The sequence below is a fragment of the Limnobacter sp. genome, from assembly GCF_036405155.1.
Classification (GTDB): domain Bacteria; phylum Pseudomonadota; class Gammaproteobacteria; order Burkholderiales; family Burkholderiaceae_B; genus Limnobacter.
The window spans coordinates 656813-679998 of sequence record NZ_DASWYD010000007.1 but is presented as its reverse complement, the minus strand read 5'-3'; the positions used below and the strand labels follow the sequence as shown (position 1 = coordinate 679998).

At 56.1% G+C, this 23186-nt stretch carries 22 protein-coding genes; all 22 read right to left on the bottom strand.

The features are described 5' to 3' along the window. Positions 1 to 27: 27 nt before the first annotated feature. On the bottom strand, positions 28 to 2025 hold the full coding sequence (locus VGE55_RS13780) for a UvrD-helicase domain-containing protein (RefSeq protein ID WP_331132310.1): 1998 nt from the start codon (positions 2023 to 2025) through the stop codon (positions 28 to 30). 34 nt (positions 2026 to 2059) lie between these two features. After that, entirely contained in the window at positions 2060 to 4132 is a 2073-nt protein-coding gene (locus VGE55_RS13775; RefSeq protein ID WP_414675044.1) for a primosomal protein N', read from the bottom strand. Between the two features lie 343 nt (positions 4133 to 4475). Next, positions 4476 to 5573 carry a uroporphyrinogen decarboxylase gene (gene hemE, locus VGE55_RS13770; RefSeq protein WP_331132242.1) on the bottom strand — a complete coding sequence of 366 codons (1098 nt, stop codon included), beginning with the start codon at positions 5571 to 5573 and terminating at the stop codon, positions 4476 to 4478. A 55-nt stretch (positions 5574 to 5628) separates the two neighbouring features. Then, the gene (locus tag VGE55_RS13765) at positions 5629 to 6060 is read right to left on the bottom strand and encodes a CoA-binding protein (protein ID WP_331132241.1); all 432 of its coding nucleotides are present in this window, start codon (positions 6058 to 6060) and stop codon (positions 5629 to 5631) included. Further along, positions 6053 to 6913 carry a hydroxypyruvate isomerase family protein gene (locus tag VGE55_RS13760; protein WP_331132240.1) on the bottom strand — a complete coding sequence of 287 codons (861 nt, stop codon included), beginning with the start codon at positions 6911 to 6913 and terminating at the stop codon, positions 6053 to 6055. The genes VGE55_RS13765 and VGE55_RS13760 overlap by 8 nt, the downstream gene beginning before the upstream one ends. After that, a complete protein-coding gene (locus VGE55_RS13755; RefSeq protein ID WP_331132239.1) occupies positions 6910 to 7734 on the bottom strand; it encodes a metallophosphoesterase in 825 nt (274 codons plus the stop codon). The genes VGE55_RS13760 and VGE55_RS13755 overlap by 4 nt, the downstream gene beginning before the upstream one ends. Before the next feature lie 64 nt (positions 7735 to 7798). After that, positions 7799 to 8188 (bottom strand): hypothetical protein, encoded by a 390-nt coding sequence (locus tag VGE55_RS13750; RefSeq protein ID WP_331132238.1) that lies wholly within the window; start codon positions 8186 to 8188, stop codon positions 7799 to 7801. Positions 8189 to 8377: 189 nt separating this feature from the next. Then, positions 8378 to 8797, bottom strand: coding sequence for a F0F1 ATP synthase subunit epsilon (locus VGE55_RS13745; RefSeq protein ID WP_256763357.1), 420 nt, complete (start codon positions 8795 to 8797; stop codon positions 8378 to 8380). A gap of 67 nt (positions 8798 to 8864) precedes the next feature. Then, the gene (gene atpD / locus VGE55_RS13740) at positions 8865 to 10256 is read right to left on the bottom strand and encodes a F0F1 ATP synthase subunit beta (protein ID WP_331132237.1); all 1392 of its coding nucleotides are present in this window, start codon (positions 10254 to 10256) and stop codon (positions 8865 to 8867) included. 38 nt (positions 10257 to 10294) lie between these two features. Beyond that, positions 10295 to 11164 (bottom strand): F0F1 ATP synthase subunit gamma, encoded by an 870-nt coding sequence (gene atpG, locus VGE55_RS13735; protein WP_256763355.1) that lies wholly within the window; start codon positions 11162 to 11164, stop codon positions 10295 to 10297. Between the two features lie 76 nt (positions 11165 to 11240). After that, entirely contained in the window at positions 11241 to 12782 is a 1542-nt protein-coding gene (gene atpA, locus VGE55_RS13730; protein ID WP_331132236.1) for a F0F1 ATP synthase subunit alpha, read from the bottom strand. Between the two features lie 31 nt (positions 12783 to 12813). After that, positions 12814 to 13347: a F0F1 ATP synthase subunit delta gene (locus VGE55_RS13725; RefSeq protein WP_331132235.1), complete on the bottom strand. Its 534-nt coding sequence runs from the start codon at positions 13345 to 13347 to the stop codon at positions 12814 to 12816. A gap of 24 nt (positions 13348 to 13371) precedes the next feature. Continuing rightward, positions 13372 to 13842: a F0F1 ATP synthase subunit B gene (locus VGE55_RS13720; RefSeq protein ID WP_256763351.1), complete on the bottom strand. Its 471-nt coding sequence runs from the start codon at positions 13840 to 13842 to the stop codon at positions 13372 to 13374. Positions 13843 to 13916: 74 nt separating this feature from the next. Next, complete coding sequence (atpE, locus tag VGE55_RS13715; protein WP_256763350.1) at positions 13917 to 14159, bottom strand: F0F1 ATP synthase subunit C; 243 nt, start codon at positions 14157 to 14159, stop codon at positions 13917 to 13919. Positions 14160 to 14242: 83 nt separating this feature from the next. Further along, the gene (gene atpB, locus VGE55_RS13710; RefSeq protein WP_256763349.1) at positions 14243 to 15103 is read right to left on the bottom strand and encodes a F0F1 ATP synthase subunit A; all 861 of its coding nucleotides are present in this window, start codon (positions 15101 to 15103) and stop codon (positions 14243 to 14245) included. Between the two features lie 2 nt (positions 15104 to 15105). After that, positions 15106 to 15438, bottom strand: coding sequence for an ATP synthase subunit I (locus VGE55_RS13705; protein ID WP_331132234.1), 333 nt, complete (start codon positions 15436 to 15438; stop codon positions 15106 to 15108). A gap of 160 nt (positions 15439 to 15598) precedes the next feature. Further along, positions 15599 to 16483 (bottom strand): ParB/RepB/Spo0J family partition protein, encoded by an 885-nt coding sequence (locus VGE55_RS13700; RefSeq protein ID WP_331132233.1) that lies wholly within the window; start codon positions 16481 to 16483, stop codon positions 15599 to 15601. Positions 16484 to 16504: 21 nt separating this feature from the next. Continuing rightward, a complete protein-coding gene (locus VGE55_RS13695) occupies positions 16505 to 17281 on the bottom strand; it encodes a ParA family protein (RefSeq protein WP_331132232.1) in 777 nt (258 codons plus the stop codon). Between the two features lie 30 nt (positions 17282 to 17311). Then, on the bottom strand, positions 17312 to 17980 hold the full coding sequence (gene rsmG, locus VGE55_RS13690; RefSeq protein ID WP_331132231.1) for a 16S rRNA (guanine(527)-N(7))-methyltransferase RsmG: 669 nt from the start codon (positions 17978 to 17980) through the stop codon (positions 17312 to 17314). Between the two features lie 5 nt (positions 17981 to 17985). Then, positions 17986 to 19914 (bottom strand): tRNA uridine-5-carboxymethylaminomethyl(34) synthesis enzyme MnmG, encoded by a 1929-nt coding sequence (gene mnmG, locus VGE55_RS13685; RefSeq protein WP_331132230.1) that lies wholly within the window; start codon positions 19912 to 19914, stop codon positions 17986 to 17988. Between the two features lie 160 nt (positions 19915 to 20074). After that, positions 20075 to 20875 carry a sulfite exporter TauE/SafE family protein gene (locus tag VGE55_RS13680; protein ID WP_331132229.1) on the bottom strand — a complete coding sequence of 267 codons (801 nt, stop codon included), beginning with the start codon at positions 20873 to 20875 and terminating at the stop codon, positions 20075 to 20077. A 179-nt stretch (positions 20876 to 21054) separates the two neighbouring features. Next, entirely contained in the window at positions 21055 to 22896 is a 1842-nt protein-coding gene (locus VGE55_RS13675; protein ID WP_331132228.1) for a phosphoenolpyruvate carboxykinase (GTP), read from the bottom strand. Between the last annotated feature and the right edge of the window lie 290 nt (positions 22897 to 23186).

Sequence of the window (23186 nt, the reverse complement as noted above, 5' to 3'; positions counted from 1 at the left end):
CAGATGTTGCGCCGTTCCTCGGTGTTTTCAACCCATTTTGGTCAACAAACCCTTCAGCGCACTCAAGCGGTCTTTGGGGCTCATTTTGGGCGTGTCGTCGGGCAAGTCTTTGTCTTCATCCAGTTGAAGCTCTTTGATGAAGCGTGACGGAAAACACGTCACCAGCTCTCGCGCTTTTTTGCGCTTTCTGCACCAGGTGATGTTCAAGCTGCGCTGGGCACGGGTCACACCCACATACATCAGGCGGCGCTCCTCTTCCAGGCGTTCATCGGTCAGTTCACGGCCCTCGCCGTCGCCAAAGCTGGGCAAAATCGCCTCTTCACAACCAATCAAAAACACATGGGGAAACTCCAGCCCCTTGGCGGCATGCAGTGTGGACAACTGAACCGCATCCGGGCGGGTGCCATCGTCCTGTCGGTCCAGCATGGTGATCAGCGCCACTTTCTGGGTCAGGTCCAGCAGGTTCTGCCCATCTTCCTCGCCCTTCTCACCCATCCACTTCACAAAGTCGAGCACGTTTTGCCATTTGGCTTGCGCGCCCCGTTCATCGTGCTGTTCATACAGCCATTCTTCGTAGTTGATGGCCTTGATGAGCTCATTGAGCAAGGCACCGGCTGGCTCACGCTGTGCGCGGTATTCCAGGTTGTTGATGAAGGTGCCGAAGGTGCGCAAGGCCTGCACCATGCCCTCGTTCAACTGGCTTTCCAGCCCGGTTTCAAACAGGGCCTCGAACAGTGACACGCCCCTGTTGCCGGCATACGTGCCCAAGGTTTCCAGGGTTTTCTGGCCAATGCCGCGCTTGGGTGTGGTGATGGCGCGGATAAATGCTGGGTCGTCGTCGGAATTCACCAGCAAACGCAAATACGCCAGCACATCCTTGATCTCGGCCCGCTCGAAAAAGCTTTGCCCGCCACTCAGGATGTAGGGGATTTTTTGGCGCCGCAGCGCCTGCTCCAAAATGCGCGCCTGGAAGTTACTGCGGTACAACACTGCATAGTCGCCATATTTGGATCGACGCTCAAAGCGATGCCCACTCAGCATCATGGCCACTTGCTCGGCCTCATGCTCGTCATCATTCATGGCCGTGATCGCAATCGGTTCACCCGGGCCGTGGTCGCTCCACAGCGTCTTCTTGAACAGCTTGGGGTTGTGTTCAATCAGCCGGTTGGCCGCCTGCAAAATGCGCAGGGTGGAGCGGTAATTCTGCTCCAGCTTGATGACTTTCAACTGCGGGTAGTCTTCCGTCAACTGGCGCAGGTTTTCCAGCGTGGCGCCCCGCCAGGCGTAAATGGCCTGGTCATCATCGCCCACAGCCGTGAACATGGCACGCGGCCCAGCAATCAAACGCAGCAGGTCGTATTGGCAGGCATTGGTGTCTTGCACCTCATCCACCAACAGGTAGCGCAAACGGTTTTGCCATTTGTTGCGCACCTCCTCGTTGCTGGCCAGCAGGCGAGTGGGTTTCAATATCAGGTCATCAAAGTCCACCGCCTGGTAAGCCGCCAGTGTGGCCTCATAACTTTTGTACAAGCGGGCCAGTTGAGCTTCATCATCATCGGTGGCCTCGGCCAGGGCTGTATCTGGGTCTTTCAGTCCGTTTTTCCACAAGGAAATGGTGCTTTGGGCTTTCCGGATGAGTTGCTTGTCGGTGGTGCTGTACAACTGCTGCACCAAGCCGAAGGTGTCGGTGGAATCAAGAATGGAAAATCGGTTTTTCAGCCCGGCGTGTGCATGTTCTTCGCGCAGTATGCGCATGCCCAGGCTGTGGAAGGTGCACACCAACAGGCCCTTGCCCTCGCCGTCTTTCAACAGCTTGGCGGCACGCTCTTCCATTTCTTTGGCGGCTTTGTTGGTGAAGGTTACTGCAGCGATGTTGCGGGCCTGCACACCCTGATTTTGAATCAGGTGGGCAATTTTTTGCGTGATCACGCGGGTTTTACCCGAGCCAGCGCCGGCCAGCACCAAGCAGGGGCCGTCCACGTAGTTCACTGCCTCGCTTTGGGCTTTGTTCAGGCCGATGGTCATGATTGGAATTTTAACAGACCTCATTTGCGACCACTTACAGCTCGACCGGATCCACCTCCAAAAACCACCGAACGCTGCCGGCGTGTTCGTACAGCAGGGGCAACCATGCAGACAGGAAACGGTGCAAAGCGGGGCGAGACTCACTCTCGATCAACATTTGCGCCCGTTCAACGCCGCCCACCCGAACCACGGTCAGCGGCACTGGGTCGCAAATAAACACGGGCTCATCCGGCTGGATGAGCGGGTCACCCAACTCGCGGGCTGTTTTCAAAAAGGCCAGGCAATTGCCCAGTGTGCGATGGTCTGCACGGATGGTGGCCTGATAAGAAAACGGCGGCATCCGCGCTTCACGACGCGCCTGCATTTCATGGTTGGCAAAGCGCTCGTAATCGTGCGCCTTCAAGGCTTCAAACAGGGGGTGCTGCGGGTAGCGGGTTTGCACCAGCATGGTGGCCTCGCCACCGCGGCGCCCTGCCCGACCGGCCACTTGCATCAACTGGGCAAACAGGCGTTCGGGTGCGCGGTACGCATGCGAAAACAGCGAGGCGTCCACATTCAACGCCAGTACCAGGTTCACATTGGCAAAGTCATGCCCCTTGGCAATCATTTGGGTGCCCACCAACACATCGGCCCGGCCTGAGTGGGCTTCGTCCAGCAAGGCCTCCATTTGGCCCTTGTTGCGGGTGCTGTCGGCATCAATGCGCAACACCGTGGCTTTGGGCAGCAAACCAGCCAGGGTTTCTTCAATGCGCTGGGTGCCACGGCCAAACCCGGTCAAATCCTGGTTGCCGCAGCAGGGGCACTGCACCGGCACACGCTGGGCCGCCCCGCAGTGGTGGCAGCGCAGGTTGCGCTCACTTTTGTGCCACACCATGTGGGCGGTGCAGTGCTCGCAGTTGGACACCCAGCCGCAACCACCACAAACCAGTTGAGGCGAATAGCCGCGGCGGTTTAAAAACACAATGCTTTGTTTGCCCGCTTCAAAGGTGCTCACCAGGGCTTGCATGGCGGGCCAGCTCAAGCCTTCCTTGGCCGGAAAATTGGCGGTGTTGATCAATTCGACTTTGGGCAGGCTCGCCCCTGTCACCGCACGCTGGGTGAGCGTTAAACGCTTGTACTGCCCTTCTTCGGCCTTTTGCCAGCTTTCCAGCGACGGCGTGGCCGAACCCAGCACCACGGGCACGCCCCGCTGCTTGCCCAGCATCAGGGCCAAATCCCGGGCCTGGTAGCGCATGCCGTCCTGCTGTTTGTACGAGGGGTCGTGTTCCTCGTCCACAATCACCATTCCCAAGCGAGGCATGGGCGTCAACACCCCCAGGCGGGTCGCAATCAACACATCCGCGGCGCCCGTGGCGGCCTCAAACCAGTGCTTGGTGCGTTGCAACTCAGCGAGGTTGCTGTGCAGCACCACCACGCGGTGGGGCGCAAGGCGCGTTTCGTACAAGGCTTGCGCAGCCGGGGTGAGGTTAATCTCCGGCAGCAGCACCAGCACTTGCTCGCCGCGTTTCAGGCGTTCTTCAACCGCATGAAGGTACACCTCGGTCTTGCCACTGCCTGTGACGCCATACAACAGCAGCGGCGTAAAACCCGCCGCAACCGAACACGCCTGGACAGCGGCTTGCTGCTCAGCCGTTAGCGTGGGGGGGTTGGCAACGGTTGGTGGTGAAGGGCCGTCCTTTTCGGGGCACTTTGCATTCACACCTGCTGCCTGCTGGTGCGCCAGCAATCGCTTTTCCGCATGGGCTTGGGCTTTGGTGACCATCACAGGCTCTTCGCCACGCGCGTTGAGCACCCGCAAAGCCTTGGGCAAGGCCTCCAGCGCAATCAAACCCAAGGGGTGATGGTAGTAGCGGGCCGCAAATTCGATGAGTTGGCGCCAGGCACCATCAAGCAAATGTCCGTCATCCAGCACCTGCTCCACCGACTTCAAGCTGGCCGAATCCATGCCCTCCGGCAAGGCGCTAACCTGGCAAGGGCCATACACGAGGCCAATGCGCTTCTGTCTGCCCCAGGGAACAACCACCCGCTGACCAAAGCGAGGCGCTTGTTCAAAGGGCCAGTGGTAGGTGAAGGTTTGCGGCAAAGGCACCGCAACCAACACCTCCACACCATTTCCCCCCAAGTCGAGGGATACCCGATTGGGCTGGTCTGGTTCATCCTTTTGGGGTGGTTTCTTCACAGCTTACTTTAAGTTTCTTCTCAAGTGGTTCTGAACGCTATGAAATCCCCAAAACCGACCGGGCCATTGTGGATAACTTTGTGAACATCCGCGGAAAAGCGGTGGATTGCACTTAACCCAAGCAACAGGCCTTGTAAAGCGTTTTGTTTTTTGGTGCCAATAAATTCAATATTATCAACTGCTTACTACACAACATTCGCTATCCGGCCCTGATGCAATGCAAAACGGTTCCTCACATCGCTGGCTGTAAAAATGTGCATAACTCGGCTTGTCAAGCATTTCTTTGACGGCGACTGTAGCTGTGCACCGCTTCAATCATTACAGAAACTGCATCAGGGTTGGTAAATTGTGAAATACCATGCCCCAGATTGAACACGTGACCCACGCCCGGCTGCGGGGTACCAAAACTCTCAAGCGCTTTGGCCACCTCGGCCTGAATTTGAGGGGCGTCGGCAAACAACACATGGGGGTCGATATTACCCTGCAACGCACAACGGTCGCCCACTCGGGCCCGGGCATTGCCCAGGTTAACCGTCCAGTCCACACCCAAGGCGGATGCGCCGGTTGACGCCAAGTCCTCCAGCCACAGGCCACCCCCTTTGGTAAACACAATCGATGGAATGGATTCGGTAAATCCACCCCGATTGGCTTCCAGCGGCAAGGCTTGAACAATCTGCTTCATGTACTGCAAGCTGAATTTTTGAAAGGCGCCATCGGCCAGTGCACCACCCCAGCTGTCAAAAATCATGACCGCTTGCGCCCCAGCTTCAACCTGAGCCTTCAGGTACTGGGTGACCGCCTCCGTGGTCACCGTCAAAATGCGGTGCATCAAATCCGGGCGCTTGTACATCAAGGTTTTGACCTTGCGGAAATCGCTGCTGCCCCCGCCTTCGACCATGTAGCACGCCAATGTCCACGGACTTCCAGAAAAACCAATCAGCGGCACACGGCCATTGAGGGCGCTTCGAATGGTGCGAACGGCTGCTGTGACGTAGCCCAGCTTTTCTTCGATGTCGGGCACCGCCAGCTTGGCCACGTCCGCTTCATTCTGGATGGGGCGTTCAAATTTGGGGCCTTCGCCCTCTTCGAAGTACAGGCCCAAACCCATTGCATCGGGCACGGTGAGGATGTCCGAAAACAAAATGGCGGCATCCAGAGGGTAACGGTCCAGGGGCTGAAGAGTGACCTCACAGGCCATTTCCGGGTTGGTGCACAGGCCCATGAAATTGCCGGCCCGTGCGCGGGTGGCCCGGTATTCCGGCAAATAGCGGCCGGCCTGGCGCATCAGCCAAACCGGGGTGTAATCGGTCATTTCCCGACGCAAGGCACGCAGGAAAGTGTCATTCTGTACGGGCACGAAACGGCTCATCTCTCTTCTCTGGCTTCTGTTCTGTGGGGTGGGCCGATGCGTGTCAGCCCGGTGTTTATGCACCCAAAAAAAGGCGCTGGTGTTCAGTCTTCAGGCAACGGTCCATGACAAAGGGCAAACCGGCCGCCTGTGCCTTGGCTTCCACCAAATCATTGCGAATGCCCTGCTGTAGCCAAACAGCACCGGCACCTACATTCATGGCCTGCATCAACACGTCGGGGGTGTGTTCCGAACGTCGAAACACGTCAACGAGGTCGATTTTCAAACCGGTTTTTTCGATGGCGGTTTTCAGATCGGGGTAACAGGTTTCATTCATCAAACCGCTGGGGCGACCATCGAGCGATGGATTGATGGGCAAAATCCGATAACCCACCGACTGAAGGTATTTGGCCACAAAAAAACTGGGCTTGTGCGCTTGGGATGAAAACCCCACGACAGCGATGGTTCTGGTCTGCTCCAGCAATTTTTTCAGGGTTGCATCATCCATGCGGACCTCTTGGTATTGGCGCGTCAGCGTGCAGTGTCGGGAAGGCCCCCATTGTGCCTGAAAACGGCATGCGCTGGATCCAGCCCAGGCCCGCACGCGTACCAGCCCTGGGGCGATATTCGCAACCAATCTGGCCGGTGTAATTCAAAGCATGCAACGCTTCAAACACGCGGGAGTAATCCAGTTCGCTCAAGTCCGGCTCATGGCGCTCGGGCACACCCGCAATCTGAATGTGCCCCACCCGACCAGTCGCAAGGCTGGCCTGAATGCGTTTAAGAATATCGCCCTGCATGATCTGGCAGTGGTACAGGTCCATCTGCACCTTCAGCCTTGGGCTGTTGAAGTCTTGGACCAAGGCATGGGCCGCCTCTTGGGTGGTTAGCAAATAACCGGGCACATCCCGGGTGTTGATGGGCTCAATCAACCAGGTGAGGTCAGGCACTTGCTCGGTGGTTTGCAACAGCCACGCCAGGTTTTCACGGTAGCAGGCCCACGCGGCCTGCAGGTCCGGTGCGGCCGCATCCATGGGCAGAGCACCCGCCAGCACATGCACCTTGTTCACCTGCATGCGCGCGGCATAGTCAATGGCCTTGTAAATGGCCTGTTGAAATTCAGCTTTCCGGTTCGGCAATGCCGCCAGCCCGCGGTCACCCGCGTCCCAATCACCCGCTGGGGCGTTGATGAGCGCCCAGCGCACGCCAGTTTGCCTGGCCAAGTCCATCAATCGATCGGCGGGCACAACATACGGAAACATGCACTCCACCCACTCAAAGCCATCATCGGCCGCAGCCTGAATACGGTCTTCGAATGCCCATTCGGTGTACATCAGGCTGATGTTTGCCGCGAGTTTCATTCGACGGTAAACACCAGATTGGGGTCAAAAAACGGGTTTTCGAACACGCGCGGTGTCACCACGCCTTCTTTGTCCAGGCGTTTGGCTTTGCCCTTTTTTCGGACATAACCCCGGGGGTTCACCAACACCCGGGTCGCGCCACCATTTTGATGAACGGTGTAATCGAAGGAGTCGTGCATGTGCCCGTGCAACCACAGCTGCGCCTTGCCCATGAGCGGGCTTAAATCTGACACAAAAGCAGCATTGATGGGGCTCAAGTGAAACCGTGGATGAATGCTTTGGGCATGTGGCGCATGGTGAGTCACCACGACTGTGGTGCCCTCAAAAGGCGTGTTGAGTTCGCTGTGTAACCAATCCACATTCTGTGCATGCAGATCCATGCTCATGGCGGGGGTGAATTGTTTGCCCTTGTATCGAATCAGCTTGTAATCGGGCAAAAAAGCTTTGGCCACCAACTGGGCGCCCAAGCGCCACCCGGGCTGAATGTTGAAATCGGTCCACAGGGTACACCCCATGAAGCGGATGCCATCAATCACCACGCTACGCCGCTGCAAGTAATGTAGCCCGGCTTTGTCGGCCAACTCCGCCAGTTGGTCATCCAGAATTTCAATGTCGTGGTGGTAATACTCGTGATTTCCAGCCACATACACATGACCCTTCTCACCGAGTTTGGCCAGGGCCTGAAGCCCCGCTGTGCCTTGGTGAATGTCACCGGCCAACACAATGCGGTCGGCCGGTTTTTTTGGGCGGGGAATATTTGAAAACGCGGGGAAATTCCTCAGCGTTTCGAGGTGCAGGTCAGAATACAGCGCAATGTCCATGCACCCATTCTAACCCGCATTTTCCGGTGGATTGCCGAGTAAATTTGAAGACTTATTTGAAAGATTACACGCCTTCTGTCATGAGGGCCTGACCCATTTGCTCGATGCACCGGAGGATGTGATCTTCCAACACACGTGCGTCCACGTGCCGCCAGTCCAACCGATTGATGAACACCAAATGGTCCTGTTTGTCACCCAGCCCGAACCAGGTGGGAATGGGTGTTGCAGATCCCATTTCTCGGTTGGCCTGAAGCACCTTTTTCGCACTCTCCAGATTCTCCAGACGAAACCGTGGCAAACCGATTTGAATATCCATCCAGTGAATCCCTTCCATCTCACCGGGAATTAACCGCACTGGATGCTCGTTGATGTAATACACAGGGCCAAGTGGCGTTTTTTCGCTGGGCCGCTTGGCACCGAAATCATTCAATAACTGTTCAAATTTGTCGTACATGGAACACTCGCAGCGGGAAACATGCTGTTGAGTGGGGTAGGAGAGAACAGAGTTCCCGTGCGGGTCTGGTCAGCAGGCGGCTCAACCGTCCAGATGTTGCGCAGCCATGTGCACTGAAGACGCATCAAACAAAAAAGCCGCAGATTGCTCTGCGGCTTTTTTAACACTACCTTGGACAGACTGAGAAGATCAGCGTGTTTTGCGCAAGCGCTTGATGGCAGCCAGTTGGGCAATGGCAGAGGCCAGCTCGGCCTGGGCCTGCGCGTAGTCCACATCACCGGCCTTGTTGGCCATGGCTTCCTCGGCCAAGCGCTTGGCTTCGGCCGCTTTGGCCTCGTCCAGGTCTTTTCCGCGGACGGCTGTGTCAGCCAGCACGGTCACGCCGTTGGGCTGCACTTCCAGAATGCCACCATTGACAAACACCACTTCGTCTTCAGCCTGACCGGGCACTTTCATGCGAACAGTACCCGCCTTGATCCGGGTGATCAGCGGGGTGTGGCGGGGGTAAATCCCCAGCTCACCCTGTTCACCGGGCAGGGCTACGAACTCCACTTCGCCTTCGAAGATGGATTCTTCGGCACTGACAACATCCACGTGAATGGTCGACATACTCATTTCCTTTGTGATCCGGTTGAACCGGGCCTTGCAGCCCGGCCACCGTGTTCACGGCTTCGGATTACTGAATCTTCTTGGCTTTTTCGAAGGCTTCGTCAATGGTTCCCACCATGTAGAAGGCCTGCTCAGGCAAGTGGTCACACTCACCGGCCACGATCATCTTGAAGCCGCGGATGGTTTCCTTCAGTGGAACATACTTACCAGGCGAGCCGGTAAACACTTCCGCCACAGTGAACGGCTGAGACAGGAAACGCTGGATTTTACGAGCGCGGGCCACAACCAACTTGTCGTCGGGGCTCAGTTCGTCCATACCCAGAATCGCGATAATGTCACGCAGTTCTTTGTAGCGCTGCAGTGTTTGCTGCACGGCACGGGTGGTGTTGTAGTGCTCTTCACCAATCACGTTGGGGTCAACCTGGCGAGAAGTGGAGTCCAGCGGATCAACGGCGGGGTAAATACCCAGCGCGGCGATGTCACGGGACAGAACCACGGTCGCATCCAAGTGAGCAAACGTTGTGGCAGGAGACGGGTCAGTCAAGTCATCCGCAGGAACGTACACGGCCTGAACCGATGTAATCGAACCCTTCTTGGTGGATGTAATCCGCTCTTGCAGACGGCCCATTTCTTCGGCCAGTGTGGGCTGGTAACCCACGGCTGAAGGCATACGGCCCAGCAGCGCAGACACTTCGGTACCGGCCAGGGTGTAACGGTAAATGTTGTCCACGAACAGCAGAACGTCACGGCCTTCGTCACGGAAGTATTCCGCCATGGTCAGACCAGTCAGCGCAACGCGCAGACGGTTGCCGGGAGGCTCGTTCATCTGGCCGTACACCAGCGCAACCTTGTCCAACACGTTGGAATCTTTCATCTCGTGGTAGAAGTCGTTACCCTCACGAGTACGCTCACCCACACCGGCAAACACGGAGTAACCACCGTGCTGCTTGGCGATGTTGTTGATCAGTTCCATCATGTTCACGGTCTTGCCCACACCGGCACCACCGAACAGACCCACCTTACCGCCCTTGGCGAACGGACACACCAGGTCAATCACCTTGATGCCGGTTTCCAAGAGTTCCTGGGAAGGGGACAGTTCGTCGAATGCGGGGGCTTTCTGGTGAATTGCACGGGTTTGCTCGGCAGCCACGGGGCCTGCTTCGTCAATGGGGCGACCCAGCACGTCCATGATACGGCCCAGCGTGGCTTGACCCACAGGCACGTTGATGGGTTTGCCGGTGTTCTTCACCACCATGCCACGGCGCAGGCCGTCTGATGCACCCAAACAGATGGTGCGAACCACGCCGTCGCCCAGCTGCTGCTGAACTTCGAGTGTGAGCTCGGAACCTTCCATGGTCAGTGCGTCGTACACTTTCGGCATCTGGTTGCGAGGAAACTCCACGTCAATCACCGCGCCGATACACTGTACGATCTTTCCTTCGTTAGTCGCAGTACTCATCGTTTTTTCCTTAATTCAAAATCGTTCTGAACTCACACTCAAACCGCAGCAGCGCCGCCCACGATTTCCGCCAATTCTTTCGTAATGGCAGCCTGTCGGGCTTTGTTGTAGGTCAATTGCAGTTCGCTGATCACATTCTTGGCGTTGTCGGACGCGGCTTTCATCGCAACCATACGCGCCGATTGCTCAGAAGCCATGTTCTCGGCCACGGCTTGGTACACCAACGCCTCGACGTAACGCAGCAGCAGATCATCGATCACTGCCTTGGCATCGGGTTCGTAGATGTAGTCCCAAGACATGGAGCCTTCGTCAGCCTGCAAGCGGTCGCCGCCCAATGGCAGCAGCTGTTCAAACACAGCTTCCTGCTTCATGGTGTTCACGAAACGCGTGTAAGCCAAATACACCGCATCCACTTCACCGGCCACATAGGCATCGAGTTGGACCTTGATGGCGCCGATCAATGTGTCGAGGTGAGGGGTGTCGCCCATCGCCACAACTTTTGAGCTCAGTTCCACGCCCACACGGCCGAAGAAACCTGCACCTTTGGATCCGATTGCCGTTGCACGCACCTTGGCACCAGCCGCTTCAAATTCCTGAAACTTGTTGGTGACCAAACGCAGAACGTTGGTGTTCAAACCGCCGCACAAGCCTTTGTCGGTTGTGACGACGATTGCAGCCACATTCTTGATGGTGTCGCGGGCAACCATGTACTCGTGGCGATATTCAGGGTTGGCCTTGGCCAGGTTGGCGCAAATGTTCCGCACCTTGTCAGCATACGGGCGAGCCGCACGCATCCGGTCCTGGGCCTTGCGCATCTTGGATGCGGCCACCATTTCCATCGCCTTGGTGATCTTGCGCGTGTTTTGAACGCTCTTGATCTTGCTTCGGATTTCCTTCATTCCTGACATCGTATTTCCTCCAGTCCCCGAGAGAGGCTTTGCAAGCCCCTCTCAGTTATGCGGTGGTACAACCAGATTGCTCTGATTAATACGCGCCAGTTTTCTTGAATGACTTCACAGCCTCGTGCAGCTTGGGCTCGTCGTCTTTCGACAACTCCTGAGTCTGCTCGATGCGGTCAATCAGGTCCTTGTGGCTGGTCTGCATGAACTGGCGCAATCCGTTTTCGAAGGCCAGCACATTCTTCACATCCACATCATCCAGGTAACCGTTGTTGATGGCGAACAGGGCCAGAGCCATTTCCCAGGTTTGCAGGGGAGCAAACTGAGGCTGCTTCAGCAGTTCAACCACGCGCTTGCCGCGCTCCAACTGGCGACGTGTTGCGTCGTCGAGGTCAGAAGCAAACTGGGCAAACGCGGCCAATTCACGGTACTGGGCCAAGTCGGTACGAATACCACCGGACAGCTTTTTCACCACCTTGGTCTGGGCGGCACCACCCACGCGAGACACGGAAATACCCGCGTTGATCGCTGGACGGATACCGGCGTTGAACAAGTCGGTTTCCAGGAAGATCTGGCCGTCGGTGATCGAAATCACGTTGGTCGGAACGAATGCCGTTACGTCACCAGCCTGGGTTTCAATGATGGGCAGCGCGGTCAACGAACCGGTTTTGCCTTTCACTTCACCCTTGGTGAATTTTTCAACATACTCTTCGTTCACGCGGGCTGCGCGTTCCAGCAAGCGGCTGTGCAGATAGAACACGTCACCAGGGTAGGCTTCGCGGCCGGGTGGACGACGCAGCAGCAGCGAAATCTGACGGTAGGCCACGGCTTGCTTGGAAAGGTCGTCATACACGATCAGTGCATCTTCGCCGCGGTCACGGAAGTATTCGCCCATGGTGCAACCGGCGTAAGGTGCCAGGTATTGCATGGCTGCAGATTCCGATGCAGAGGCAGCCACCACAATGGTGTAGTCCATTGCGCCGTACTCTTCCAGCTTGCGAACCACGTTCTGAATGGAAGAGGCCTTTTGACCCACTGCCACGTACACGCAGTAAACGCCTTTGCCTTTCTGGTTGATGATGGCGTCGATCGCTACTGCGGTTTTACCAGTCTGACGGTCGCCAATGATCAGCTCACGCTGGCCACGGCCAATCGGCACCATGGAGTCAATCGCTTTTACACCGGTTTGAACGGGCTGGGAAACGGATTTACGGTCGATCACGCCAGGCGCAACTTTCTCGATCACGTCCGTCATTTTGGCGTTGATCGGGCCTTTGCCGTCGATGGGCTGGCCCAGTGCGTTCACCACACGGCCCAGCAGTTCGCGGCCAACGGGCACTTCCAGAATGCGGCCAGTGCACTTCACCAGGTCGCCTTCAGAAATGTGCTCGTATTCACCCAAAATAACAGCGCCCACGGAATCGCGTTCCAGGTTAAGCGCCAAACCGAATGTGTTGCCAGGGAATTCCAACATTTCACCCTGCATCACATCGGACAAACCATGAACGCGGCAAATACCGTCGCTCACGGACACCACAGTACCTTGTGTCCGGATGTCGGCCGATGATCCGAGGCCTTCGATCCGGCTCTTGATCAGTTCACTGATCTCAGAGGGATTGATCTGCATATTGATTGCTCCAATTTCGTTTGAGGCCAAGTCAGGCTGTCAAAGCCGCCTTCATCGCGTTGAGTTTGCCGCGCACCGAACTATCCAAAATTTGATCGCCCACGGTCACGCTTACGCCACCGATGAGAGACTCGTCCACCTGAACGGCTACGTTCAACTTGGAACCAAATTTCTTTTCCAATGCGCCACGAATGTTCTGAACGTCTGCATCCGACAAAGGGAAAGCTGATGCAATCACAGCATCGGCAACACCTTCGTGCGCATTTTTCAGTTCAGCGAACTGTCGAGCGATTTCTGGCAGGGCCAGCAAACGGCCATTTTCCACAAGCGCAGCCAGAAAGTTACGGGCTTGCGCTTCCGCCGGTGTCTTGGTCAGTTCGACAAACAAATCCAGCACCTGCTGGGCCGACAACTTTGGGTTGTTGGCCAACAGTGAAATGTCTGAATTGCTCGCAACCGCCGACCATGACTCGAGCCAATCACTCCACTGGGCAACGTTTGAAGTTTTAGCGACTTCAAATGCGGCTTCAGCGTAAGGACGGGCGATGGTGGATAGTTCGACCATGTTTAATATCCTTCAGCGTAGGGCTTACAGCTCAGCTTTGAGTTGATTCAGCAAGTCCGCGTGGGCCTGGGCGTTGATTTCCTTCTTCAGGATTTGTTCAGCACCTTTCACCACCAGTGTTGCCAGCTCAGCACGCAGCTGGTCACGAGCACGTTGTGCTTCGTTGGCCGCTTCGGCTTCAGCTTGCGCAAGAATTCGCTTGCGCTCAACTTCGGCTTGTTGTTTCGCCTCATCAATGATCTGCTGGGCACGCTTTTCGGCATCGGCCAGGCGCTGCTGGTTCTCGGAACGCACTTGCGCGAGTTCCTGTTCAACCTTGCGACCGGCATCGGCCAGAGCTTGCTTGCCCCGTTCAGCAGCGGCCAGGCCGTCTGCGATTTTCTTCGCACGCTCGTCAATGCTCTTGATCAGGGGGGGCCACACGAATTTCATCGTGAACACCGCCAGAATGAAGAAAACGACGAGCTGTGCAAACAGCGTTGCGTTTAAGTTCACGGCATGTTTCCTCTAAAACGCACGGACAAACTTAAAACGTCCGTGCGGTGTTGTTCGAAGGAAGTGGCTGTAAATTAACCAACGAATGGGTTGGCAAACGCGAACATCATCGCAATACCAACACCGATCAGGAACGCAGCGTCGATCAGACCGGCCAACACGAACATTTTTGTTTGCAGTTCGTTCATCAGTTCTGGCTGGCGAGCAGAAGCTTCCAGGTACTTACCACCCATGATCGCGATACCGATACAGGCGCCAATCGCACCCAAACCAATGATCAGGCCACAAGCGAGAGCTACGAGAGCAACGTTAGTCATGACGACAACTCCTTCAATTTAAGAAAAGTGAAAAATCAAAAAAAACCAAAAACCAAAACCGTGTATTCAAATTGCCTTGCCGCTTAGTGCGCTGTGTGCGCCTGACCGATGTAGATCAAGGTCAGCATCATGAAGATGAAGCCCTGCAGCAGAACAATCAGAATGTGGAAAATTGCCCAGATGGAGCCGGCGATGACGTGCCCCAGGAAAGCAAAAGCCCCCCCCATGGACAATGCAGCAGCGCTTCCAAGCAATGCAATCAGCATGAACACCAGTTCGCCGGCGTACATGTTGCCGAACAGTCGCATGCCCAGCGACACGGTTTTGGCAGCAAATTCAATCAGGTTCAACAGGAAGTTGGGCAACCACAACAATGGGTTGGAACCAAACGGTGCACAGAACAGTTCGTGAACGAAGCCACCGGCGCCCTTGATTTTCACCGAGTAATACAGCATCAGGCACAACACACCCAAAGACATGCCCAGCGTGCCGTTCAGGTCGGCCGTGGCCACAACACGCAGGTAGGCGTGGTGAGGATCGTGAACCACACCCAGCGCAGTGCCCACGTGTTCCCAAATTTTGGGCAACAAATCAACGGGCAAGAAGTCAAAGCTGTTCATGACCACCACCCACACAAACACAGTGAGGGCCAGGGGCGCAATGAACTCACGGTTGCCGTGAACGATGGATTTGGACTGGTTTTCGACCATTTCCACCAGCATTTCAACAAAACCCTGCAGGCGGCCTGGCACCCCCGCGGTGGCTTTGCGTGCTGCCAGGCTCAGCAGGAAAATCGTGATGAGGCCAGACAGAACGGAGAAGAAAATGGTGTCGTAATTGAGAACGGAGAAATCGACAATGAACCCTTGCTTCACGGATTGAAAGTGTTGCAAGTGATGGACGATGTATTCCGAGGGAGTTGTCCCTGTACCAGTGGTTGCCATACTTATCTCAAGAAAAATGCCAAAAAATAGCTTTTTAGGGTTGCCACTGCCGTAAGCACCAGAGACCACCACACCAAGTGTGGGTCAATCCGGCTGGCCACGAACATGATCAAAACAGTCGCGGCAACCTTTAGAAATTCACCCGCCAAAAACACAAAAGTGCCACCCATGGGCGTTTTGCTGCCCAAGGCCAAGCGCACTGCGAAGAGCGTGCTGGGCACAGCGACGGAAGCCAGGCCCCACAATGCAGACTGTGCATGGTGCACGGACACCAACAACATGAGCAGGCACACCAGTGACCCGACGACCCATTGGAGCCCGACAATTTTCCACATGACTTTGCTGCACCGCCACACTGAACCTGCGGGATGATGTCTCCCCCGTTCGGTGCATGTGTTTTTGACAAACCCGCAGATTATAGGGGTTTGCCCCAGACTTCGTCAAACAAAAACAGCTTGTTTTATAAATAGTTTCGGCCGTTTTTGACAACCATTGTTACAGGTCGTTTTTGGGAAATCCGATGCGCTCCAGCAATCCATCGAGTTCGTCGAGATTATTGAACCGAATGGTTACACTACCCTTACCGCGCGCATTGGTTTTCAATTGAACGGCGCAGGCCATCCAATCGGCCAAACCCTCTTCCAGACGACGAACATCGGCCGATGCTGCAGGTTGGCCTGCTTTTTCGGCAGGCTCGTCGGCCCAAGCAGCCACCAACTTTTCGGTTTCGCGGACCGACAGACGCTTGTTGAGTACTTCGGTTGCGCAGGCAATCTGCTCGCCAGCGGACAAGCTCAGCAAGGCACGGGCGTGGCCCATTTCGATGTCGCCAGCCAACAACATGGTTTGCACAGGCTCAGCAAGGTTCAGCAAGCGCAACATGTTGCTTGTTGCACTGCGGGATCGCCCGATGGCTTGCGCGGCCTCTTCGTGGGTCAGCTTGAATTCATGGATAAGACGCTGCACGCCAATCGCCTCTTCAAGCGGATTCAGGTCTTCGCGCTGGATGTTTTCAATCAGGGCCATGGCCAGGGCCGATTCATCGGGCACCGACTTGACCAGCACCGGCACCTCTTTGAGGCCTGCCAGCTTGGAGGCGCGGAAACGGCGCTCACCGGCGATGATTTCGTACTTGCCAGCCCCCACTGGTCTGACCAGTATCGGCTGCATGATGCCCTGGCTTTTGATGGACTCGGCCAGTTCCATCAAAGCACTCTCATCCATGCGGGAACGGGGTTGATATTTGCCAGCTTGCAGTTTCTCAACCGCAACCGACATCACCTGCTCACCGGCTTCACTGCCTTCGGGGGTGTCGGATGAAGGGCCGAGCAGCGCTTCCAGGCCGCGGCCCAAACCTTTGGATCGTTTTAATGCGTTCATGAGGAATTGAATAGATTGTGGTTAAGCGGCCACAGCGGTGGCATTCACCCGGCCGACCATTTCATTGGCAAAACTGAGGTAGGCCTTGGCACCTTTGCTGGTTTTGTCAAACATGACGCCCGGAATGCCATAGCTGGGGGCTTCGGCCAAACGAACATTGCGCGGAATGATGGTTTTGAACACCTTGTTGCCAAAATGTTTTTCGAGCTGATCCGACACCTGCTGGGCCAGCGTCATGCGGGGGTCGAACATAACCCGCAACAATCCAATGATGGTCAGATTCGGATTGAGGTTTTTACAGACCTGCTTAATGGTGTTCACAAGGTCGCTCAGGCCCTCGAGTGCGTAGTATTCACACTGCATGGGGATCACCACGCCGTTGGCGCAGCACAGTGCATTCAAGGTCAGCAGCGACAACGCCGGTGGGCAATCAATGAGAATAAAGTCGTATTGACCATCGACTTCCGCCAAGGCTTCCCTCAGGCGGACTTCACGAGACTCGAACTCCACCATTTCCACTTCGGCACCGGCCAGCTCGCGGTTGGCCGGCAAGACATCAAAGCCATCAGCCTGAACAGTGGCCTCCTGCACGGAAGCCATGCCCACCAGCACTTGATACACCGATGATTTCAGCGTTCGCTTGTCCACACCACAACCCATGGTGGCATTGCCCTGCGGGTCGAGGTCGACCAGCAACACCCGTTGTTTGGCCATGGCCAAGCCTGCCGCCAAATTGACCGCAGTGGTGGTTTTGCCCACCCCACCCTTCTGGTTGGCAATGCAAAAGACTTTCGCCATGTCGAGACCCTGTCGTTGAATAATTTAATTTTATCGTTGAATGATGAACAAGTGCCTGTCCTCATCAAGGAAAGGCACCTCAATGGAATGCAGCGCGGACACTTGCCAACCCTCAGGCACATCCCTGTCGACCTCTACCCGGCCCTTGAGCGCGGCAAACACGCCATAGGGTGCCAGCAGGTGCTGGCTTAGGGAGATGAACAGCGCCAGGCTTGAAAATGCCCGCGAGCAAATCAAATCGAAAGGCGGGTGCTGCAGTTCTTCCACCCGCGCATGCACCGCCCGGGCATTTTTCAAGCCCAAGACGCCAATGGCCTGCTGCACAAACGCCACTTTTTTCTGCACGGTGTCCACCAAGCTGACTTGCCAGCTGGGCTGTGCAATGGCCAAGACCAATCCGGGCAATCCAGCACCGGCCCCAACATCCAACAAAGTGGGATCGGCTTTGCCCTGAAGCGTCTGCGACAGTGCTGGCAACACAGCCAGCGAGTCCAGCAGATGGTGCGTCACAATGTCTTGGGGCTGGCGTATGGCCGTCAAGTTAATGACCTGATTCCACTTCTGCAACAGCTTCGCATAGTCAAACAATTGCCGGGTTTGAGTCGACGACAAGCTGAGTCCCAAGGCAGATATGCCTTGCTCCAACACACCCTGCTCAACCGCACCAAGGACAGGAGGCGGGCGACGACTGTTCGACACGGATCTCACGCCGAGGCCGCCTTGTCCTGCACCCTGGTCAACAAGCTGCGCTTTTTCAAGTGCACCAGCAGCAGTGAAATGGCCGCTGGGGTAATGCCCTGGATACGGCCAGCCTGACCCACAGTGTCCGGTTTGGCAGCGTTGAGCTTTTGCTGCACCTCTTTGCTCAGGCCCAACACCTGGGTGTAATCCAGGTCCACCGGCAGGCGGATGGACTCATTGCCCGCACCCCGCTCTACTTCAGCCTGTTGCCGCGCCACATAGCCTGCGTACTTCACCTCGATTTCTATTTGCTGAATCAATTCTGTGCTTTGCAGTGGCTCCGCCAGCGCTGGCGTACCATCCAGTTTTACCAAGGTTGAAAGCGCCTTGTAATCAACGTCCGGGCGTTTCAGGAGGTCATACAGGTTGTACTCCCGATCCATGCCTTTGCCCAGAACACGTTCTGCTTCTGCTTGCGCAATCACCTTGGGGTTGATCCATGTGCTGCGCAAACGCTGCTTCTCCAGCTCCACAGCCTCGCGTTTTTGATTGAACGCCGCCCAACGGACATCGTCCACCAAACCCAATGTTCGACCAATGGCTGTCAGTCGCTGGTCCGCATTGTCTTCCCGCAGGCTGAGGCGGTACTCCGCGCGGCTGGTGAACATCCGGTAGGGCTCGGCAACGCCCTTGCTGGTCAAGTCATCCACCAACACGCCCAGGTAGGCCTCATCCCGACGCGGAGTCCACTGGTCCTTTCCTTGTGTGTGCAGGGCAGCATTGACGCCTGCCAGCAACCCTTGCGCAGCCGCCTCTTCGTAACCGGTGGTGCCGTTGATTTGCCCGGCGAAGAACAAACCTTGGATGGCTCGGGTTTCCAGGGTGGTCTTCAAACCACGGGGGTCAAAATAATCGTACTCAATTGCGTAACCCGGTCGGGTCACGTAACAGTTTTCCAAACCGCGAATGGAATGAAGCAGATTCAGCTGCACATCAAACGGCAGGGATGTGGACACACCGTTCGGATAGTATTCATGCGTGGTCAAACCCTCCGGCTCCAGAAATACCTGGTGTGACTCCTTGTCCGCAAACCGGTGGATTTTGTCTTCAATCGACGGACAATATCGGGGCCCCACCCCTTCAATCACGCCGGTGTACATGGGGCTGCGGTCCAAACCGCCGCGAATGATGTCATGGGTTTGCTGATTGGTGTGGGTGATCCAACACGGCAATTGACGGGGATGCAGGCCAGCGTGCCCCAAGTAAGAAAACACGGGAACCGGATCAAGATCGCCTGGCTGTTCCTGCATGACAGAAAAATCAATGCTACGGCCGTCGATGCGGGGAGGGGTTCCGGTTTTTAATCGGCCTTGTGGCAACTTCATTTCCTTGAGACGTTCACCCAAGGTAATGGAAGGAGGATCACCTGCACGGCCACCCGAATAATTCTGAAGGCCGACATGGATTTTTCCGTTCAGGAAAGTTCCGGCTGTGAGCACCACAGCCCGGGCGCGAAACTTGATGCCCACTTGGGTTACCGCTCCGCATACGCGGTCGCCGTCCAACATCAGGTCTTCAACAGCCTGTTGGAATATTTTCAGATTGGGCTGATTTTCCAGGCGGGTGCGAATCGCTTGACGGTACAAAACCCGGTCGGCCTGGGCGCGCGTGGCACGCACAGCCGGACCTTTTGAACTGTTGAGAATCCGGAACTGGATGCCAGCTTCATCGGTGGCCATGGCCATTGCACCGCCCAACGCGTCTACTTCCTTGACCAAGTGACCTTTGCCGATACCGCCAATCGACGGATTGCAGGACATTTGCCCGAGCGTTTCGATGCTGTGTGTCAGCAACAGGGTTTTACAACCTGTGCGTGCGGACGCCAAGGCTGCCTCGGTGCCTGCATGGCCGCCGCCCACCACGATCACGTCAAACTCTTCGGGATAAATCATTCCTCAACCTCGCCATGCTCAACCCAAGGGGCGAACCCCGATGGAGTTGGGATTATACGTTGTGGGGCTTGCAATGCCCAAGCGCTCATTCTGGAGGCTGGGTTCGATGTGTTTCACGTGAAACAATTTAAGCAGTTTCCCGCTTGTTTCACGTGGAACATCAGAACAACTTGCTTAGGTAGGGGCCATAACTGTCGTGGCCAGTTTTAAGAATCAGCAAACAAACCACCAGCAACAACACCTTGCGGACGAACCCGGCGCCCTTGCGAATGGCCAACCCCGCCCCGACCTTTGCACCCGTCAGGTTAAACACCGCCATGGTCAACCCCAAACCCAACAACACATGTCCAGACGGGGCAAACCAGGCCAAGGACGCCAAATTACACGCAACATTCACCATTTTGGCGCCCGCGGTGGCCGCCAAAAAATCAAACCCAAAAAACACCACAAAAGCGACCATCAAAAACGATCCTGTACCCGGCCCAAAAAAACCATCATAAAAACCAATGGCCAAACCCAGCAGGGCGCCGAATAGGCGTTCATGTTCCCGGGTGTACTTGGGCGCATGCACCGAGCCCAAATCTTTCCGAACGAAGGTGTATACCGCCACTGCCACCAGCAAAACGGGCAACAGCAGGCGGAGCACCTCCGTTGAAATTTGTGTCACCACATAGGCACCGGCATAAGCGCCAAACAGGGCCATCACCGTGGCCGGAAGCACGGCATTCCAAGGCACTTGAATGGCTTTGGAATAACGATACGCCGCGAATGAGGTGCCCACCACACTGGAGATTTTGTTCGTGCCCAACAAGGTGGCATGACCCTGCCCCGGCAACAGACCAAACAAGGCGGGCACCTGAATGAGCCCGCCACCGCCCACCATGGCATCAATCAAACCCGCACCAAAGGAGGCCATGCACAAGGCGATCAGCGTCAATGCATCAAGAGAATCAGGAAACATGGGGAGATGGTGAGGTGGTTGCGCTGAACAGGTGGGAATTACAACGCAAGGGCGGAAAAACGTCCATCGGATCAAACCCGCAGACCAGCCGCGCTGGGGTCCAATAAAAACGGGCGCCTTGTGGGCGCCCGCTGGGTTGCGGCTCTGGTGTGAACCGCATCAAAAACAAATCAGAACAATCAGGCAGCCAAACGACCAGCGATCACCGCTTTGGTCTCTTCCAGTTGCTTAGGCAGGTTGTGCTTCAACTTCTCAAACAATTCGGCATGCAGTTCCAGCTCTTTCGCCCATGCAGCCTTGTCAATTGAGGTGATGGCGTTGAACTGGGCCTGCGTGAAGTCCAGCCCATCCCAGGTCAGGTCCTCGTAACGAGGCGATGTGCCAAACACATGCTCAACGCCCTGCCCTTTGCCTTCAACACGTTCCAGCATCCACTTCAACACACGCATGTTGTCGCCAAAACCCGGCCAAATGAACTTGCCATTTTCGTCGGTGCGGAACCAGTTGACGCAGAAAATGCTGGGCAGCTTGGCGCCGGTGCTTTGCAGCTTTTCACCCAAGTTCAACCAGTGCTGGAAGTAATCGGACATGTTATAGCCACAGAAAGGCAGCATGGCGAACGGGTCACGGCGAACCACGCCTTGTTGACCAAACGCAGCAGCCGTGGTTTCAGAGCCCATGGTCGCTGCCATGTACACACCCTCCACCCAGTTGCGGGCTTCGGTCACCAACGGCACGGTGGTGGAGCGACGACCGCCGAAAATGAATGCGTCGATGACAACACCCTCTGGATTGTCCCAGTTGTTGTCGATGACGGGGTTTTGCTGAGCTGCCACCGTAAAGCGTGCATTGGGGTGCGATGCCTTGCGGCCACAATCGGGGGTCCAGTCCTGGCCAGTCCAGTCCACCAGGTGCGCAGGCGCTTCCTTGGTCAAACCTTCCCACCACACATCGCCTTCATCAGTCAGCGCAACGTTCGTGAAAATCACGTTTTCGTTCAGCGACGCCATGCAGTTGGAGTTGGTTTTGGTGTTGGTGCCCGGGGCAACGCCGAAATAACCCGCCTCGGGGTTGATGGCGCGCAGCTTGCCGTTGGCATCGGGTTTGATCCACGCAATGTCGTCGCCAATGGTGGTCACTTTCCAACCGTTCATGGAGGCTGGTGGAATCAACATGGCGAAGTTGGTTTTGCCGCAGGCGGATGGGAATGCAGCCGCCACGTGGTACTTCTTGCCTTCAGGTGATGTCACACCCAGGATCAGCATGTGCTCAGCCAACCACCCTTGGTCGCGGCCCATGGTCGATGCAATGCGCAAGGCCAGGCATTTTTTACCCAACAAGGCGTTGCCACCGTAGCCCGAACCGTAGGACCAGATTTCACGGGTTTCTGGGTAGTGAACAATGTACTTCGTGTCGGGGTTGCAAGGCCAGGCCACGTCTTTCTGGCCGGCTTGCAGGGGTGCGCCCACGGTGTGCACGCAGGGCACAAACTCGCCATCTTCACCCAACACGTCGTACACGGCTTTGCCCATGCGGGTCATCATGCGCATGTTCACCACCACGTAGGCCGAGTCGGACAACTCAACGCCAATTTGTGCGATGGGGCTGCCCAAGGGGCCCATGGAGAATGGAATCACGTACAAGGTGCGACCGCGCATGGAACCCTTGAACAAACCGTTCAGCGTTGCGCGCATTTTGGCAGGCTCTTCCCAGTTGTTGGTGGGGCCAGCATCTTCCTTGCGCTCGGAGCAAATGAAGGTGCGGTCTTCCACGCGGGCCACATCCGAGGGATCGGACCATGCGAGGTAAGAGTTGGGGCGCAGTTCGGGGTTCAGGCGCTTGAGGGTGCCTGCTTTGACCATGTCATCACACAGGCGGTTGTATTCGGCTTCAGAGCCGTCACACCAAACGATGTTGGCTGGCTCTGTGAGGGCAGCAATTTCCTGCACCCAAGCAACCAGTTTTTTGTGCTTCACGTACGTTGGCACGGTCGAATTGACCATAGACAGTACTGCACTCATGTAAAACCTCCAGATCGACAAATGTAATTCTGTGTGTGAGGCGGGGTGGCTCGGCGCAAGGCAGCGACTCAACAGTGGAGCGCTCAAGCAAACCGGGATACAACCCCCGTTCGCGAACACTCATCCATCTGGAATCGGGATTACACCAGGCTGGGCAAAAACGGCCCGCCATCAGCATAGCCTTTGAGTTTAACATGTTGTCGCCAAACGGAAATAATATTTTTCTATGGCTTTCATGAAGTGTTCCGCCCTGGTGTTTGCTTTCCGCAAAAGGCCGGTTAAAGTGGGGT

Coding starts and splice junctions, on each gene's coding strand:
- VGE55_RS13780 (WP_331132310.1), bottom strand. CDS start 2,025: ATGACCATCGGCCTGAACAAAGCCCAAAGCGAGGCAGTGAACTACGTG.
- hemE (WP_331132242.1), bottom strand. CDS start 5,573: ATGAGCCGTTTCGTGCCCGTACAGAATGACACTTTCCTGCGTGCCTTG.
- VGE55_RS13765 (WP_331132241.1), bottom strand. CDS start 6,060: ATGGATGATGCAACCCTGAAAAAATTGCTGGAGCAGACCAGAACCATC.
- VGE55_RS13760 (WP_331132240.1), bottom strand. CDS start 6,913: ATGAAACTCGCGGCAAACATCAGCCTGATGTACACCGAATGGGCATTC.
- VGE55_RS13755 (WP_331132239.1), bottom strand. CDS start 7,734: ATGGACATTGCGCTGTATTCTGACCTGCACCTCGAAACGCTGAGGAAT.
- VGE55_RS13750 (WP_331132238.1), bottom strand. CDS start 8,188: ATGTACGACAAATTTGAACAGTTATTGAATGATTTCGGTGCCAAGCGG.
- VGE55_RS13745 (WP_256763357.1), bottom strand. CDS start 8,797: ATGTCGACCATTCACGTGGATGTTGTCAGTGCCGAAGAATCCATCTTC.
- atpD (WP_331132237.1), bottom strand. CDS start 10,256: ATGAGTACTGCGACTAACGAAGGAAAGATCGTACAGTGTATCGGCGCG.
- atpG (WP_256763355.1), bottom strand. CDS start 11,164: ATGTCAGGAATGAAGGAAATCCGAAGCAAGATCAAGAGCGTTCAAAAC.
- atpA (WP_331132236.1), bottom strand. CDS start 12,782: ATGCAGATCAATCCCTCTGAGATCAGTGAACTGATCAAGAGCCGGATC.
- VGE55_RS13725 (WP_331132235.1), bottom strand. CDS start 13,347: ATGGTCGAACTATCCACCATCGCCCGTCCTTACGCTGAAGCCGCATTT.
- atpE (WP_256763350.1), bottom strand. CDS start 14,159: ATGACTAACGTTGCTCTCGTAGCTCTCGCTTGTGGCCTGATCATTGGT.
- atpB (WP_256763349.1), bottom strand. CDS start 15,103: ATGGCAACCACTGGTACAGGGACAACTCCCTCGGAATACATCGTCCAT.
- VGE55_RS13705 (WP_331132234.1), bottom strand. CDS start 15,438: ATGTGGAAAATTGTCGGGCTCCAATGGGTCGTCGGGTCACTGGTGTGC.
- VGE55_RS13700 (WP_331132233.1), bottom strand. CDS start 16,483: ATGAACGCATTAAAACGATCCAAAGGTTTGGGCCGCGGCCTGGAAGCG.
- VGE55_RS13695 (WP_331132232.1), bottom strand. CDS start 17,281: ATGGCGAAAGTCTTTTGCATTGCCAACCAGAAGGGTGGGGTGGGCAAA.
- mnmG (WP_331132230.1), bottom strand. CDS start 19,914: ATGATTTATCCCGAAGAGTTTGACGTGATCGTGGTGGGCGGCGGCCAT.
- VGE55_RS13680 (WP_331132229.1), bottom strand. CDS start 20,875: ATGTTTCCTGATTCTCTTGATGCATTGACGCTGATCGCCTTGTGCATG.
- VGE55_RS13675 (WP_331132228.1), bottom strand. CDS start 22,896: ATGAGTGCAGTACTGTCTATGGTCAATTCGACCGTGCCAACGTACGTG.